The following is a 14,059-nucleotide window of genomic DNA, read 5'->3' on the forward strand; positions in this document are numbered from 1 at the left end:
GATGAAAAGCGGGGCCTTGCCTCGCTTTTTTGTTTAAATGCCCAAGGCAGCGAAGGCCAGTGTCGGGCCATCCCTTCGCAGATGCACAAGATGCACGGCAACGAGCTCGATCAGCGTCTGGCGCTCGGCGTGATCCCGGGCAAAGCCGGCCAGGTCGAACACCGCTGTCACGGTTTCGTTCGCCGGCAGCTGCTGGTTCAAAAGCGCCGTCAGTGCCGCGTCGAGCGGATCGGTGAAATGGTTTTCGGGCAAGGTCTTTCCGCGCGCGGCACAGGCCGCAATCCAGGCCGCCACCACCAGCGTGAGATGCACGAACTCGGTACCGGCCTCGAGGCACTCGATGGCGGAGGCGATGATGCGCTGTGGCAGTTTTTGGCTGCCGTCATTGGCGATCTGCGCCGTGCGGTGGGCGAGCGCGGTGTTGGAAAAACGCTCGGCAAGCTCGGCTGTGTAGGTTGATGTATCGAGCCCGGCATCCTCCGGCAATGTCGGGATGGCTTCGGCCCAGAGCCCGTCGACAAATTGCCGGATCGCCGGATCGGCAAAGGCCCGGTCGACCGTGGCGTGGCCGCTGAGCAGGCCGAGATAGGCGATGCCTGAATGCGCGCCGTTGAGGAGCCTGAGCTTCATGTCCTCAAAGGGGCCGACATCGCCGACCATGGTGACGCCGAATTTTTCCCAGGCCGGCCGGCCCGTCGGAAAATTGTCCTCGATCACCCATTGGCGGAAAGGCTCGGTCATCACGGGCCAGGCATCGTCGACACCGAGTTCGCCAGCGACGCGTGCCCGGTCGGCGTCGGTTGTTGCCGGCACGATCCGGTCGACCATGCTCGACGGAAAGGCGACCTGGTTTGCGATATGGTCGAAGAGACCGGTATCGTCCGCTGCGGCAAGCTTGGCATCGCGCAGCGCGGCGAATTCGGTCAGCAGCCGATGCAAGGTAGCGCCATTGGCTGGCAGGTTGTCGCAGCAGAGCACGGTGAAGGGCGGGGTGCCGGCTGCCAGTCGTTGAGCAAGCGCCTCGGCGAGGAAACCGTGGGCCGTCCTCGGCATTCGCGGATTTGCCAGATCGTGGGCGATGTCGGGGTGAGCGGCGTCCAGCCCGCCGCCTGCGGCCCTGAGATAGGCCTTTTCGGTGATGGTGAGCGTGACGATGCGGGTGCGCGGATCGATCAGCGCGGCCAGCACCGCGGCCGGATCTTCGGGCGCCACAAGCATCGACTGAAGCGAGCCGATGACGCGCAGCTCCTCCTCGCCGCTGCTGCGGATCGCCAGCGTGTAGAGCCCGTCCTGCGGCGCCAGTGCGTCGCGCGTGTCGGCGCTGCGCAAGGAGACGCCGATGATGCCCCAGTCCGTCTCGCCCGCCGCCAGGCAGTCTTCGACATAGGCGGCCTGATGGGCTCGGTGGAAGGCACCAACGCCGAGATGCACGATGCCGGGAGCAACGCGGCTGCGGTCATAGGCGGGGATTTCGGCAGCCGCGGGCAGCCGTTGCAGCGTTGCGTTGGACAGGTGGCTTCTGGTCATCACGATACCGGGGCTAAGGGCTTTGGGGACGCGGCGGATGACAGGCGGCGTAACACCTACGTCCGCCTGCCGCAAGGATGCCGCTTTGGCGGGGCACATTGACATCGCGTTGGCCCGAACGTACCGATACCCAACTGGAAGGAGCTGCTTTCCCATGGTCGCGCTGATCGATCCGGATCTGCTTTTTCCGCCTGAAGCGCATTCGCGCTCGCTTGCCCGCGACCTTTATGCCGGCGTCAAGAACCTGCCCATCGTCAGCCCTCACGGCCACACCGATCCGCGCTGGTATGCGCTGAACGAGCCGTTCCCGGATCCGGCACAATTGCTCATCGTGCCCGACCACTACATCTTCCGCATGCTGTTCAGCCAGGGCGTGCGGCTGGAGGATCTGGGCGTGGCGACCCTGGACGGCGCCCCGGTCGAGACCGACGGCAGGACGATCTGGCGGCGCTTTGCCGAGCACTATTACCTGTTCCGGGGCACGCCGACCCGGCTGTGGTTCGACCATGTGCTGGCGCATCTGTTCGGCATCGAAGAGCCGCTGAGCGCCGAGACCGCCGACCGCCACTACGACACGATCGCGACGGTGTTGCAGTGGGAGAATTTCCGTCCGCGCGCTCTGTTCGAGCGCTTCAACATCGAGGTGATCGCCACGACGGAAGGCGCGCTCGACGACCTCAAATGGCACCAGATGATCCGCGACAGCGGCTGGGAGGGCCGTGTCGTCACCACCTACCGGCCGGACGCGGTTGTCGATCCCGACTTCGAAGGGTTTGCGGCCAATCTCGACCGGCTGGGCGAGATCACCGGCTGCGACACCGGCAGTTGGGCCGGATATCTCGACGCGCATCGCCAGCGGCGCGCCTTCTTCAAAGGCTTCGGCGCGACCTCGTCCGACCACGGCCATCCGACAGCCGAGACCGCCAACCTATCCGATGCGGCGGCCGAGGAGCTGTTCAACCGCATTCGCCGCGGCTCGGATGACGAGCGTGAGCGAAAGCTGTTTCGCGCCCAGATGCTGACCGAGATGGCCAAGATGAGCAGGGATGACGGGCTGGTGCTGCAGATCCATCCTGGCTCCCAGCGCAACCATTCGGCTTCCATTTTCCAGAGATTCGGCCGCGACAAGGGTTTCGACATCCCGACACGGACGGACTACGTGACAGCGCTGAAGCCGCTTCTCGACTGCGTCGGGCTGGAGCGCGACCTGACCGTCATTCTCTTCACGCTCGACGAAAGCAGCTATGCGCGCGAGCTGGCGCCGCTCGCCGGCGTCTACCCGGCGCTTAGGCTCGGTCCGGCCTGGTGGTTCCACGACAGTCCGGAAGGCATGCGCAGGTTTCGCGAAATGACCACGGAGACGGCGGGCTTCTACAACACTGTCGGCTTCAACGATGACACCCGCGCCTTCCCCTCGATCCCGGCCCGTCACGATGTGGCGCGGCGGGTCGACTGCGCATTCCTGGCGCGCCTCGTCGCCGAGCACCGGCTGCGTGAGGACGAGGCGCATGAACTGGCCGGGGAATTGGCCTATACGCTTGCCAAGAAAGCCTATCGGCTCTGATGTTGGCCGGCTATTCGCGGCAAGGAGATGACGATGACGAAGATATTCGCCCATGCCGGCGAGGCCCCCTGGACGCCGACGCCCGACGGCAACAGGCGGCGCGTTCTCCTCTCCACCAATGAATTGATGCTGGTGGAGTTCGGCTTCGACAAGGGGGGTATCGGTGCGCTGCATTCGCATCCGCATGTCCAGTCAAGCTATGTCGCCGAGGGCCGCTTCGAGGTGACTGTCGGCGGGCTGACGGAGATCCTTGAGGCCGGTGGCAGCTTCATCGTGCCGTCCGGCCTGGTGCATGGCGTCAAGGCGCTTGAAGCGGGGCGGCTGGTCGACAGTTTTGCGCCGTGCAGGGCTGATTTCCTCGCCTGAGGGCGCTATCCGGGAAGGATCACGGTTCGGCTTCCAGCTGCGGCACGCCGGCAAGGTCCAGCCTGATATGCCCACGTTCGGGCCGCAGCAGCCGGATCGGCGCGCTTTTCTCGTCAAGGCGCCGACGCAGAAGGATGAGCCTGGTTTCAAGATTGTCCTTGATATCAGGCAGCCGCAGCGTTGCGTCCCGCCTGATCTCGCGATTGGAGAAGTCGCGGCGTCCCGTGGCGAGGAAGGTGCGGACGAGGTGGATCAGGAGCCGCCCGGGGACGCCTTTGATCAGATAGTCGTCGTCGATAAAGACACTGTCGTCGAAAGCGAAGTATCTTATCTTGAACGAGGGTGCTCCGACTTGATCCGGGGCATGTCCGCCTTGCGTCGACTTCGCGAAGGCATTGGCCTGGTGGCCACCTTCCAGTTCGGCAAGCCGCAACCCCGCGGCCAATTGGCTCGCGACCAGCATCAGGGCGTCCTCATCCTGATGGCCGAAAGCGAAACTGGCCTCGGACTCGACAAACAGCACGCCTCGCAATTTTCCCTGGGCAAGCATTGGCACCGCCATCTGGCTGCGCGGACCGGCTAGTCCGGGAAGCGGGATATGGCGTGTGCGGTCAGACGCCGAAAGTATGGCTGAGGCATATCGTTGGGAACGCCGCAGGTCACAGATACGAACCGGCTGGCGCGTAGCAGCCGCGATACCGATCACGCCTTCACCAAACGCGATCTCCGCGCCGACACCAAGGCTGCTATATCCGCGACTCGCCAGAGTGCTTAGCCGCTGCGCGGTCTCGTCGGGCACCAGAACCATCGCATGCCGATAGTCGAAGCTGCACTCAAGTCCGGCCAGGGCCTTGTCCAGCATCACATCGGCATCGGCTTCCGAGCCGATGGCGGCGGCAAGAACCGCAGCCTTGGGCAGGTGGTTCGTTGTCACGGAGGCGGAATTGCGATGTTCAAGCGGGACGGCGCCGACCACCGCACGGCAATCGCGCACGAAATACAGGTCGGCGCTGCGCAGTTTCATGATCCCCGCCATTCCCTGTTGCGCACTCATCACTGAAAGATGCGATTTTATGCGTTCGAACAGCTCGCCATGATCGAGCGCATGCAGGAATTCCAGATCGAGTATGTGATGGACGCCGCTTCGTCCATCGACAACCATCAGCGTGGCGACGCCGCTGGCGCGGACATTGGCGGCCGTCTTGGAAAAGAACTGGTTCGAAAGCGCGACATGGCTCTCATCGACGTAATAGACATGAGACAGATACGAGATGTTGGGTATGCCATCGCCATCGCTGGTCGCGATCACCGACGGGATCACACCTTCAAAACTGTCGCGGATGTCGCTGAGGGAGATCATGGCGGGTTTGTCCGTAGCCTCTCGCCCGCTCCGGGTCCGGGTGACTGCGAAAAGACATCGGTAGGCTGAAAACGGATGCGAAGCAGATCACCGTCGACGAGGGTATGAGAGAGTTGATGCCGGGTCACGCCAAGCGCATCCATCACCACCAGCATCGAGGAAATGTAGTTTTGCGCTCTCGCCCTGTCGGCATCGTCGGCCGGTGACACCGCCAGGATGCTGCCCTTGATCTGGAAGGCGCGATAGTCGTGCGGGCGTACCATCGTGACTGCCACCGGTGCACCCAAGTCCGCGTTCTCGACAACTTCGGGCCATTGCGCCCGCGATACGAGCACGTCGATACATCCGATGCTCGCGACATGCACGGCGCCGGTGCCGCGGCCGATGGCTGGACGAAACGCGGCATTGCGTGTGGATACGAGAATCATCACCGGACCTGCGAGCAGGTCGTCTATTTCCTTGCTGATCAAGGCCGCCCCATTGCCTACGTGCAAACAGTCTAATCGGATAAGAAAGTTTTAGGAACAGGAATGCTCGCTTAGGAAGCATTTAGGAAGCATGTTCTTCAGCCCTTGAATAGAAGGCCTCGCGAAGCCGGCGCGATCAGTCATCGTGACAATCGGGACGCCGTACAGACGGGAGACCTTCAATGACACATGCAAGAATACCAGATCTCAATGGCCGCTATGATCTTTATGGCCTGATCCACAAGGGTCTTCGCAAGGCCCAATGCGAATTGCTTGCGCGCCTGGGCGGCGCGGATTTCGACGATGCCGCGGCGACTGCTCCATTGCTGGCCGACCTTCGTACGATCCTTATGCTTGGGGCCAGCCATCTTGCCCATGAGGACAGGTATATCCACCTGCCACTCGAAGCGCGCGTGCAGGCTTCGACCGATCGCCTCGAGCACCAGCACGACGATCACCGGCTGGCATTTGCCGAACTCGAGGACATGATCCGGGCGATCGAGGAGGCACCCCTTGATGCCCGAGCCAACCTTGGTCGCCGGCTCTACATCGCTTTCACGGTCTTTGTCGGACACGATCTCGAACACATGCATGAGGAGGAGACGGTAACCGCGCCGCAACTTTGGGCGAACTTCACGGATGCCGAACTGCAAGGCATCGAAATGGCGATCATCGGGTCGCTCACGCCGGAAAAGAACCTCGCCTTCATGCGCCTGATGATTCCCGCCATGAACCGCGGCGAGCGTGCCGCGCTTCTGGGAGGCATGAAGGTCTCGGCGCCTGCCGACGCGTTCGCCGCCGTCATCGAATTCGCGGCGCGGCCACATCTGTCGCCTGAGGATTTTTGCGACCTCTCCAGCAGACTTGGGCTCGCTGCCTGAAATTCGCACCAGAGACACTCTCGGAGGCAGTTCGCGTTCGAGCGTAACGAATTCGACAGGGAATCAGAACCATGCACAACCGCCATGCGACAGCCTTGGGCCGCACGATTTCAACTGGCCGGGCTGCTGCCCGCCGTGAAGGCTGCGGCGCATGCGCCGCGCATTGTCCGGCAAAGCTTGGTTGTGCCCAGGCAGCCGGTCGGCCGTCGGCGGATAACAGGTGTTTTGCTGCCGGAGGAGGATCTCCGATCCACGCGCGGCCCGACAGCCGATGATGGAAGGTTACATCGTGGGCGGCAGCCTGGCGTTGCCGGCCAACCGGCTCCTCGACAGGGAACCCGCGCCTTAGACAAGGCGCGGATTTGTTGCCTGGGCGCCAGTGGCGCCGCGGTACTCAAGACATCACCGCAGGATTGGAAACCTGCCGGATCATAGTGAATATAAACTTAATGCGCCGGCGCCGGGTGGTCGCGACGGCTGGTGGCGAGCAGGCGATGCGTGGCCTCGAGGATAGCCTCGACCGGCGTGTCGGAGATATTGACCAGGCGAGTCCGTCAGGTGTGATTTCGAGAGGGGGAGAAGTTTCGGAAACGACTTTGCAGAAAGACAGCAAATCCTGGCTGAATCCAGAGGGAATATGCGTCAAACGTAATAACAGGGGCCGTATTGGCTGGTATCGCCGCCTTTCGCCCCGCCATCCGGCATTGAGGCGGCGACCTGGTCAGGTGATATGCCTGAGCAGGCCGAAAAGCCGCTCGAACGTCTTGCCATAGGGCGGGCGCAGCAGGGCGCCGGCGCTCAGGCGCGACTGCAGGAAGACCGGTTTCTCCTTGCTGAAGGTGCGGAATCCCCATTCGCCGTGATAGGCGCCCATGCCGCTGGCGCCGACGCCGCCGAAGGGCTGGTTCTCCTGCACCAGATGCAGCATGCAGTCGTTGACGGTGACGCCGCCGGCGACGGTCTCGCGCAGGATGCGCTGGCGGTTGGCACTGTCGTTGCCGAACCAGTAGAGCGCCAGCGGCCGATCGGCCTGGTTCACATGGCTGATCGCCTCGTTGACGGTGGCGTATTCGATGATCGGCAGCACCGGGCCGAAAATCTCCTCGCGCATCAGCCGCAGATCCGGTCCTGCATTGCGGACCAGGGTCGGCAGCAGCTTCCGGCTCGTGGCGCCAAGGTCTTCGCCGGCGGGGTTGATTTCGACGATCTCGGCGCCGGCATCGCGGGCTTCCGCGATCATGGCGCGCAGGCGCTGAAAATGGCGGTCGCTGATGATGGCGGTGTAGTCGGGGTTGTCGCGCAGCGTGGGGTAGAGCCGCGCTACCGCGGCTGCGAGCTTGGCCGTGACCGTGTCTGCCTGCCCCTTGGGCACCAGCAGGTAATCCGGCGCGATGCAGGTCTGACCGGCATTGAGCAGCTTGCCGTAGGCAATGCTGGCGGTCGCCGCATCGAGATCGCAGGAGGGATCGAAGATCGCCGGCGACTTGCCACCGAGCTCGAGCGTGACCGGGGTCAGGTTGGCGGCAGCGGCGATCGCGACCTGGCGGCCGACCGCGGTCGAGCCGGTGAACAGCAGATGATCGAACGGCATCGACACGAAGGCCTTGCCCATCTCGGCATCGCCAGTGATGACGCTCAACTCGTCGGGCGAAAAATGCGCGGCGGCTAGTCCGGCCAGCAACTCCGAGAAAGCCGGCGTCAGTTCGGACGGCTTGACCAGCACGCGATTACCGGCGGCAAGCGCTGCCGTGACCGGCGCGACGGCGAGCTGGAAGGGATAGTTCCATGGCGAGACGATGCCGACGACACCGAGCGGCTGCGGCACGAGGCGGTTTTTGCCCGGCAGGAACGGCAAGGTGGTGGCCACGCGACGCTCCCGCATCCAGCCTTTCAAGTGAGACAGCGCGTGACGGATGCCGGCGCGCACGACGAACAATTCGGCGAGGCGGGTCTCGTGAGTCGAGCGGCTGCCGAAATCAGCGTTGATCGCGGCGCAAATGGCGGCTTCGTGCCGCTCGGTCAGCGCCAGCAGACGCTTCAGGCGGTCTTTTCGCACGCTCAGGTCCGGAAAGGGCTGTTTCTCGAAGGCGGCGCGCTGCAAGCGGAACCGCTCGCCGAGAACGTCCTGTCTCACCTGCAGCATCGCGCGCGCTCCTTGCTCCTGCCCAGCTTACATCAGGGCCAGCCTGAATCCAGCCAGGAGCACATTGCCGCGAGGACAGGCGAGGCTCACATGGCTGTTTGACCTTCCGTTTGCATCCATGCCGTTGTATCGAATGCGGCAAGCTGAAATCTCCGACAAGGGCGCGTGGCGCATGATTCCGCAAATTCGTGTCACCGCCATGCGACACGGACCCGTCATTACGCCGGACATGCTGCCCGGCGATGACGGGGCCAACATCAACGGGCCGTCGCTGGTCAGCATGCCTGACTGGGTGCCCGGTCGGCTTGGTGCCTACTATCTCTACTTCGCCGACCACACGGGGACCTATATCCGCCTCGCCTACTCCGCTTCGCTGCATGGGCCCTGGCGCATCCACCCCGGCGGTGTGCTGTCTCTCGATCAATGTCCATTCATCGTCGGGCATATCGCCTCGCCCGACGTTCACATCGACCAGAAGCTTCGCCATTTCGTGATGTATTTTCACGGCCCGGCAAAATCCGGTGAAGGCCAGATCACCTTCGCCGCGACATCCGTCGACGGGCTTCGTTTCACTCCGCTTTCCGAGCCGCTCGGGCCGTTCTACGCGCGCATGTTCCGCCACGATGGCTGGTGGTACGGTTTGCTTGGAACGGGAGCGATCACGGCGTACCGATCGAGAGACGGCATTTCGGATTTCCAACGCGGTCCGGTCGTGCTGCCTGCCATGCGGCACGACCTCGCCCCACGGCATGTCGCGCTCCAGAAATCCGGCCGCTGGCTGCGGGTCTATTACACGCGTCGGGGCGACGCGCCGGAACGGATCCTTTACGGCACAATCGATCTCGCCGAGGATTGGCGGGACTGGACCGTGCGAGGCGACAGCGAAGTGTTGCGGCCGTTGACGGAGTTCGAAGGGGCCGACTTGCCGATCCGCCCCAGTCGGATCGGTCTGGCCCAAGGCAGGGAAAACGCGCTACGCGATCCGGCCATTTTTGAGCAGGATAATCAGACCTGGCTGCTCTATGCGGTCGCCGGAGAAAGCGGAATCGCCCTGGCCGAGCTTGGCTTTTCCGAGGAGCCAGCCGCGGCGCCCCGCAAGCCGATAGCGGCGTTACGCCGCCGCGCAAGGCGGTTTTTCTGGCGCCTTCGACAGAAGGCTCCAATGCTGCCTTCGGCAATGAGATCCCGAAATAGAATTTTCATCGCCGGATGCGCGCGCAGCGGCACCACGCTCAGCCTCAATCTGATGGGCTGTTTCGAGGATATCTATGTCCATACCAGCGAAGCGCCGTACCAGACACTGATCGAACTGGATCGCTATCAAGCCAACCTGGTCGTAAAACGCACTTTCGTGAGCTATAGGGATCTCGAGAATTTGCCCGCCTCGGTCGGCCTGATCTATTGCGTGCGGCATCCTTTCGACGTGCTGACCAGCTCTCATCCGGAGACCGTCGATCTGCGGCCTTTTCATGTGACCATGGAGCGTTGGGAGGCGGAGTATGATGGTTTGATACGGCTGCGACAGGCCCAGCCGGAGAGAGTCATCTCCTATTTGCGCTATGAGGACCTGATCGCCGAACCGGACATCGTGCAGGCGAGGATTGCCCGACCCTTCGGCCTGGCGCCGGCTACGCTCTTCAGCCGCGATGCAAACAATCCCATCAGGTCCACCTCGCTGAGAAAATGGGAGCGCAATGAAGCGTTCAGGACCTATCTGGGCGGTCTGCCGCCGTCGTTTCTCGAGCGCGTGGACAGCTTCTGCCGGGAGTTCGGCTATGACAATTCGGCCGGCATATTGACGACGGAATTGGCTGAATGACCCAGGCAACCGGCATTCTGGCCGAGGATCGCAAGCGGCGCGTGCTGAAGGACGTGTTCGGCTTCGACGATTTCCGCCCCGGCCAGGCCGATGTCATGGACGCGCTGCTCGGCGGGCGCCATGTGCTGGCCGTCATGCCGACAGGTGCCGGCAAGTCGCTTTGCTACCAGGTACCGGCGCTGGTCATGGGTGGGCTCACCCTCGTCATTTCGCCGCTGGTGGCGCTGATGCAGGATCAGGTCGCCGCGTTGCGGCTGGCGGGCGTTGGCGCCGATACGATCAATTCCTCGCTCGACCGCGAGGCCAATGTCGCGGCCTGGCGCCGCGTGGCGTCCGGCCAGACGCGGCTGCTCTATCTGGCGCCGGAGCGGCTGATGACCGAGCGCATGCTCGAGGCGCTCTCGAGGCTCGACGTCAGCCTGATCGCCATCGACGAGGCGCATTGCATCTCGCAATGGGGACCGGCGTTCCGGCCCGAGTATGAGGACCTGTCGCGGCTGCGGCACATCTTCCCCAACGTGCCGATCATCGCGGTGACGGCGACGGCGGACGAGAGCACGCGCAGCGACATCGAGGCGCGGCTGTTCGCCGAGCGGGTCGAAACGCTGGTTCTGGGTTTCGACCGGCCCAACATCAAGCTGGCGATCGAATCCAAGCAGGACAGCAAGCGGCAATTGCTGCGTTTCATCGAGCGTCACGCCGGCAAGAGCGGCATCGTCTACTGCCTGTCGCGCAAGAAGACGGAGGAGATGGCGGCCTTCCTCGAGAAGAATGGCGTCACCGCGCTCGCCTATCATGCCGGCATGAGCAAGGAGGCGCGCGAGGCCAATCAGAACGCTTTCATGACGCTGTCGGGCGTCGTCATGGTGGCGACCATCGCCTTCGGCATGGGCATCGACAAGCCGGATGTCGCCTATGTCTTCCACACCGACATGCCGGGCAGCCTGGAAGCGTATTACCAGGAGATCGGCCGCGCCGGCCGTGATGGGCGCAAGGCCGAGGCGCATATGCTTTACGGCCTTGGCGACATCCGCATGCGACGGCTGTTCATAGACGACGAGGATGCTTCGGTCGAGCACAAGAAGCGCGCGCATCGCCGGCTCGATACGCTGATCGGCTATTGCGAGACGGCGCAGTGCCGGCGCCAAGTGCTGCTTGGCTATTTCGGCGAGGAAGCCGAGCCTTGCGGCAATTGCGACAACTGCCTCGACCAGGTGCCGCGCGCCGATGGCGCTGCAGAGGCGCGCATCATCCTGGCGGCCGTTGCCCAGAGCGGCGAGCGCTTCGGCGCCGCCCATGTCATCGACATCCTGCTCGGCCATGAGACCGAAAAGGTGCTGGCCAGGGGCCATGAGAGGCTGGCCGGCTTCGGCGGCGGCGTGGCGCACAAGAAGGATTTCTGGCAGTCACTGATCCGGCAACTCGTCGCCGGCGGCTTCCTGGAGCCGGATCCGAGCGGCCATGGCGGCCTCGCCATCGCCGAGAAAGGTCGCGCACTTGGCCGTGGCGAGATCCCGTTCCACTATCGCGTCGAGGTGCGCGGCCGCGCCTTGCGCAAGATGCGAGCGGCTGACGGTTCGGCCATGAATGCCGAAGGCATCGATGCTTCGCTGCTGGCCATGCTCAAATCCCTGCGGCTGCGGCTGGCCAAGGAGCGCCAGGTGCCGGCCTATGTGGTGTTCTCCGACCGCACGCTGATCGACATGGCGGAGCGCTGCCCGCGCGACCTCGACGCTTTCGCCGAAGTGAACGGTGTGGGAGGGGCGAAGCTCAAGGAATTCGGCGAGATATTCCTGAACGCAATCGCGGCGCATCTGTCAGGGGCGTGAGGCTTCCGGCGGCACGCCGGCCGGCAGCTTACATTCCTGGAGCAGATTTCATTCGCCGGAACCTGGAAGACGATCGGCCTGGCGGCGAGTGCACGCAGCCGGAAGGTGCCGGCATGGCGTTGACACCGGTGCCGGCAAGGCCGGCGTTTGCAATTCAGCTCCCGAGCTTGGTGGCGAGTTCTGCCTGGATTTGCCGCAGCACCGCCGAGGCGGTCTCAAGCTCGTCGTCGCCAATGAGAGAGACCAGTTCGTGGCGGAGCTCGGCCAGCACCGTGTTGATCGAACTCATCCGCGCCTCACCGTCCTTGGTCAAGGACAGTATCTTGGCCCTTCGGTCGCTGGGATCCTCACGCCTTGTGACCAGGCCTTCGGCCACCAGGAGATCGACGAGACGCACCAGCGAAGGCCCTTCGAGGCCGGCCTGTTCCGCGACCGCTCCCTGGCGAGCCTCGCCGCCCAGTTGCCACAATGCCAGCAGCGGCATGGCCACGGCATGCGAAAGTCCATAACGATCCAATCGCTCGTTGGCGGTGCGACGCCAAAGGCGCGCAACATTGGTTATCACCTGGCCGATCGTTTCGCGGCTTCTGGATCGTTCATTTTCCATTGCCAATCGTTCGCATACAATCTATTTGAATGCAATTGATACCAGCGAGGCGACGAAGTCGATCCTTCCATCTGTCCGCCAGGTGTCCGTTCTCAGTGTGAGGAATCGGCGTTCGCCGACCCTTTTAGGTGTTTTCGTATGTCCGTTGCTTTTAGCGCAGTGCCCTCAGCTTCCACTCCCGCAAATCCGCGTTCGCGCGTCATCCTGGCGAGCCTGATAGGCACCACGATCGAATTCTACGACTTCTATGTCTACGCCACGGCTGCCGTGCTGGTGTTTCCTCACCTGTTCTTCCCGGCCGGCAATGAGACGACGGCGCTTCTCGCTTCCTTTGCCGTGTTCGGCGCGGCGATGATTGCGCGCCCGCTCGGCGCGATCTTCTTCGGCCATCTGGGCGACCGGCGCGGCCGCAAGATCACGCTGGTTGGCGCGCTGCTCACCATGGGGCTGGCGACATTCCTGATCGGCCTGCTCCCAACCTACTCGAGCGCCGGATGGCTGGCGCCTGCCCTGCTGGTGGTGTTGCGCCTCGCTCAGGGTTTTGCTCTCGGCGGAGAGTGGAGCGGCGCCGCACTGGTGGCGACGGAGAACGCGCCGAAGGGAAAGCGCGCGGTGTACGGCACTTTCCCCCAACTAGGCGCGCCGATCGGCTTCATCATCGCCAACGGCCTGTTCCTGATCATTGCCGCCGCGATGCCCTCGGACGATCCTTCGCGGCCGTCGATGGCGTTCCTTTCGTGGGGATGGCGCATCCCGTTCCTGTTTTCGGTGGTCATGGTGGCCATCGGTCTGTGGGTCCGGCTCAACCTGGTCGAGAGCGCGGCATTCGACAATACGGTGCGCACTGGCCAGGTCAGAAAGCTCCCGCTGGCTTCGGCGGTCAAGACGCATTGGAGAGAGCTCATACTCGGCACTTTCTACATGCTCGCCACCTATGTGCTGTTCTACCTGATGACGACGTTTTCGTTGAGCTACGGCCGCGCGGCGCCCTCGGCGGCGGTGCCGGGCCTCGGCTACAGCTACACGACCTTCGTGCTGATGATGATCATCGGCGTTGTCTTCTTCGGCGTCTTCACCATGGTTTCCGGCCCGTGGGCCGACCGCTGGGGCCGCCGCCGTACGCTGATCTGGATCACCCTGGCGATCGCGGCTTTCGGCCTGCTGTGGGTGCCGATGCTTCATGCCGGTACCGTCGGCGTCATGGCGTGGCTCATCGTCGGCTTCAGCCTGATGGGCATGACCTTCGGCCCGATGGGAGCGCTGCTGCCCGAGCTGTTTCCAGCCAATGTTCGCTACACCGGCTCGGGTATCTCCTACAATGTATCCTCGATCCTCGGCGCGGCCGTGGCGCCATTCATCGCGGTAGCCCTCTGGAGCGCCGGAGGCGGACCTTTCTGGGTCGGCGTTTATCTGTCGGCCATGGCGGTGCTCACCCTGATCTCCTTGTTGATCGGGAATGAGACGAAGGATGTCGACATCAACAATTAGGTTCAAGG

11 protein-coding genes are annotated in these 14,059 nt (G+C 63.4%); 6 read left to right on the top strand and 5 right to left on the bottom strand.

Annotated elements, in window-relative coordinates; translation table 11 throughout:
* Positions 1-33: 33 nt before the first annotated feature.
* The gene (locus EB231_RS06145; protein ID WP_172348045.1) at positions 34-1,527 is read right to left on the bottom strand and encodes a mannitol dehydrogenase family protein; all 1,494 of its coding nucleotides are present in this window, start codon (positions 1,525-1,527) and stop codon (positions 34-36) included.
* 154 nt (positions 1,528-1,681) lie between these two features.
* Here EB231_RS06145 and uxaC point away from each other — a divergent pair, with 154 nt between their 5' ends.
* Together uxaC and EB231_RS06155 are read left to right on the top strand one after the other, a co-directional pair.
* A complete protein-coding gene (uxaC, locus tag EB231_RS06150; RefSeq protein ID WP_172348046.1) occupies positions 1,682-3,091 on the top strand; it encodes a glucuronate isomerase in 1,410 nt (469 codons plus the stop codon).
* A gap of 27 nt (positions 3,092-3,118) precedes the next feature.
* Positions 3,119-3,457, top strand: a complete 339-nt coding sequence (locus EB231_RS06155) for a cupin domain-containing protein (RefSeq protein WP_172348047.1) — start codon at positions 3,119-3,121, stop codon at positions 3,455-3,457.
* A gap of 19 nt (positions 3,458-3,476) precedes the next feature.
* On the opposite strand, the gene EB231_RS06160 is transcribed toward EB231_RS06155, so the two are convergent.
* Together EB231_RS06160 and EB231_RS06165 are read right to left on the bottom strand one after the other, a co-directional pair.
* Entirely contained in the window at positions 3,477-4,817 is a 1,341-nt protein-coding gene (locus EB231_RS06160) for a GAF domain-containing protein (RefSeq protein ID WP_172348048.1), read from the bottom strand.
* The gene (locus tag EB231_RS06165; RefSeq protein WP_172348049.1) at positions 4,814-5,287 is read right to left on the bottom strand and encodes a hypothetical protein; all 474 of its coding nucleotides are present in this window, start codon (positions 5,285-5,287) and stop codon (positions 4,814-4,816) included. Before EB231_RS06165 ends, EB231_RS06160 begins: the two co-directional genes overlap by 4 nt.
* A gap of 179 nt (positions 5,288-5,466) precedes the next feature.
* Between EB231_RS06165 and EB231_RS06170 the strand changes: the two genes are divergently transcribed.
* Positions 5,467-6,165, top strand: coding sequence for a hemerythrin domain-containing protein (locus tag EB231_RS06170; RefSeq protein ID WP_172348050.1), 699 nt, complete (start codon positions 5,467-5,469; stop codon positions 6,163-6,165).
* A 721-nt stretch (positions 6,166-6,886) separates the two neighbouring features.
* Here EB231_RS06170 and EB231_RS06175 read toward each other — a convergent pair.
* A complete protein-coding gene (locus EB231_RS06175; RefSeq protein ID WP_246740884.1) occupies positions 6,887-8,221 on the bottom strand; it encodes a coniferyl aldehyde dehydrogenase in 1,335 nt (444 codons plus the stop codon).
* Between EB231_RS06175 and EB231_RS35075 the strand changes: the two genes are divergently transcribed.
* Both EB231_RS35075 and recQ read left to right on the top strand, forming a co-directional pair.
* On the top strand, positions 8,148-10,127 hold the full coding sequence (locus EB231_RS35075) for a hypothetical protein (protein ID WP_246740885.1): 1,980 nt from the start codon (positions 8,148-8,150) through the stop codon (positions 10,125-10,127). The genes EB231_RS06175 and EB231_RS35075 overlap by 74 nt on opposite strands.
* Positions 10,124-11,956, top strand: a complete 1,833-nt coding sequence (gene recQ / locus EB231_RS06180; protein ID WP_172348052.1) for a DNA helicase RecQ — start codon at positions 10,124-10,126, stop codon at positions 11,954-11,956. The genes EB231_RS35075 and recQ overlap by 4 nt, the downstream gene beginning before the upstream one ends.
* Positions 11,957-12,110: 154 nt before the next feature.
* Here recQ and EB231_RS06185 read toward each other — a convergent pair whose 3' ends face one another.
* Complete coding sequence (locus EB231_RS06185) at positions 12,111-12,563, bottom strand: MarR family winged helix-turn-helix transcriptional regulator (RefSeq protein WP_172348053.1); 453 nt, start codon at positions 12,561-12,563, stop codon at positions 12,111-12,113.
* Between the two features lie 138 nt (positions 12,564-12,701).
* Here EB231_RS06185 and EB231_RS06190 point away from each other — a divergent pair, with 138 nt between their 5' ends.
* Complete coding sequence (locus EB231_RS06190) at positions 12,702-14,051, top strand: MFS transporter (RefSeq protein ID WP_172348054.1); 1,350 nt, start codon at positions 12,702-12,704, stop codon at positions 14,049-14,051.
* Positions 14,052-14,059: the final 8 nt, after the last annotated feature.

The sequence above is a fragment of the Mesorhizobium sp. NZP2298 genome (genome assembly GCF_013170825.1).
GTDB lineage: Bacteria > Pseudomonadota > Alphaproteobacteria > Rhizobiales > Rhizobiaceae > Mesorhizobium.